Source organism: Ruegeria sp. AF8 (assembly GCF_056541825.1).
This window is the reverse complement of sequence record NZ_JBQFYW010000059.1, coordinates 1-2,225: the sequence shown is the minus strand read 5'-3', so window position 1 is coordinate 2,225 and position 2,225 is coordinate 1. Positions and strand designations below refer to the sequence as shown.

The 2,225-nt window shown below is 56.2% G+C and carries 2 protein-coding genes and 1 pseudogene; 1 reads left to right on the top strand and 2 read right to left on the bottom strand.

Annotated features, from left to right (window positions below):
* The coding region (locus ACR0AO_RS25310) for a hypothetical protein (protein WP_480609759.1) at nucleotides 1–259 on the top strand (259 nt) is incomplete at its 5' end.
* 23 nt (nucleotides 260–282) lie between these two features.
* On the opposite strand, the pseudogene ACR0AO_RS25305 reads toward ACR0AO_RS25310, so the two are convergent.
* Both ACR0AO_RS25305 and ACR0AO_RS25300 read right to left on the bottom strand, forming a co-directional pair.
* A pseudogene (locus ACR0AO_RS25305) lies at nucleotides 283–1,666 on the bottom strand (IS1182 family transposase).
* 128 nt (nucleotides 1,667–1,794) lie between these two features.
* Nucleotides 1,795–2,225: adenylate/guanylate cyclase domain-containing protein (locus ACR0AO_RS25300; RefSeq protein ID WP_480609756.1), on the bottom strand; the 431-nt coding region annotated here is incomplete at its 5' end.

Here is a 2,225-nt window from a genome sequence, read left to right as displayed (position 1 = left end):
TCATTGGGTGGCTCCTTTCCTAGCAGTCGGTGATAACTGCACTTCGGCACATTTGATGCCGGTGGAGCAGGAGCCACCCACCTCATCCGCTATGGGCCGTCTTCGCCTTGATCAAGGATACCCGTTGGCCGAATGCTGCGTTGGCTCCGATGTCGGGAGAGAGCCCATATCGACCGATGCTGCGACCGAGGCGAATGTCAGCTTTCCGCCGATTCTGTTGAAAAACAACGTGTTGCTGGCGCAGAATGCGATGATCTGAGCACGGAGCGAGCGCCTTTCCGATCAGGCTTTTTTCGTTTGCTGCGGTGCAGGAAAGATCTTGGCCAATTTGTGGAGGTTCTGAGCGGTGGCAGCGAGGAGGAATTCGTCATTTGCACCGCATGGGCCGCGTAATCGCAGTCGGCCAAGACCAAGAATGCGTTTGAGGTGAGCGAATAGCGTCTCGACCTTCTTTCTGAGTTTCATCGCGATGTCGTATTGCTTGGCCCTGGTGATGTTGCGGGCGACCTGGCGTGCGTCTTCGTGTTCTTCGCGGCTGATCTTGCGGGCATCAGCGTTTGGACAGCACTTGGCTTTGGATGGGCAGGCCTGTCAGATATCTTTCAAGGCGCGGTAGCGGGCCGTGCCCTTGCCGGTTGGGCCTCGGTTTGGGTCGGAATAGTTGCGGCGGAACTGCTTGAGTTCCTGGCCCTCAGGACAAATGTACTGATCGTACTCTGCATCCCATTCGAAATCCGCCCGCGTCCAGGTGCCATCGTTGCGACCGGACTTGTCGAAGACCGGGATGTGCGGTGCGATGTTGCGGTCGACAAGCCAACCCAAGAGCGGCCCGGTGCCGTAGGCGGTGTCGGCGATCAGCTGTTCAGGATGCAGATCGAACTTTGCCTTCACGCGGTTCAACATCACCTTCGTTGATCCAACCTCGGCTGGCCGGATCGAGCGGGTCGCCTCGACATCGACAATGATCCCGTGATCGGTATCGATCAGATAGTTGTCGGAATAGCTAAAGAAAGCAGGGCCTTTACGGGCCGCCGTCCATTGGCTGGCCGGATCAGAATGGGAGGTGAACTTTGGGTGCACCTCGCTGGCGGCACCGAATGCAGCTTCATCTAACGTGTCGAGATACTTGCGCACGGCGCGGGGTGCATCGTCGGGTCGATGTCAGAGGCGTGCCATTCTTCCTTGGATGTCGAGTTCTGCTTGTTGGCATCCGCCTCGATCAGGCTGGCATCAATTGTCAGGCGCTGGCCGCTGACCAGACCCTCTTCGATGCAACGGGCGACAGTCGTCTCGAACAGATGACGCAGCGGTTCACTGTCACGGAACTGGCCATGCCGGTTCTTGAAGAACGTCGAACGGTCAGGCACGCGGTCAGTCAGATCGAGACGACAGAACCAGCGATATGCCAGGTTCAGATGCACCTCTTCGCACAATCAGCGTTCTGACCGAATGCCGAAGCAATACCCCACCAGCAACATGCGTATCAGCAGTTCCGGGTCGACGGATGGCCGGCCGGCATGGCTACAGAAGTCTACGAGATGGACTCGGATGCTACCAAGATCGACGAAACGGTCAATCGAACAAACAGGTGATCTTGCGGGACATGGTCCTCCAGCGAGAACTCATAGAACAGCGCCGCTTGGGCTTCTTGCCTTGGTCCCATCATGGCTGATCCTCCCGCTTGTTGGAAGGATTGAATCAGCGACGTACAATTCGATCAAGACAGAGTTTTTCAACGAAATACGCGGGAAGCGAACGCTGCCAACATTCTCTGACTGTCCAAGACGAACGCCCTCATTTGCACTGGACCAACTCGAGTGCTCCCTTCCCCTTCAATTCCACTTGTCCCATCGACTTTCCGCGGAATCTGCCCTGGATCAGGCGCCAAACCGGGGCGCTGACAACGACGTTTGAGGGTTCAGCTTGTGCTACAATTCTCGATGCGACATTCACGGTATCGCCCCACAAATCGAACACAAATTGCTTGCGACCAATAACGCCGGCGACAACTGGCCCGATGTGAATTCCAACGCGAAGATCCCAGGACGCTTCCAGATTTTTGACCGCTGAAATCATCTCGAACCCTGCGCGTACGCTCGCGTCAGCTGGATTCTCAACATAGTGCAACAACCCCGCAGTTGCCATGTATGCATCCCCTATGGTCTTGATTTTTTCCAGCCCATGACGTGCGGTGATTTGCTCACAGGTATTCACCATTTCCTGTA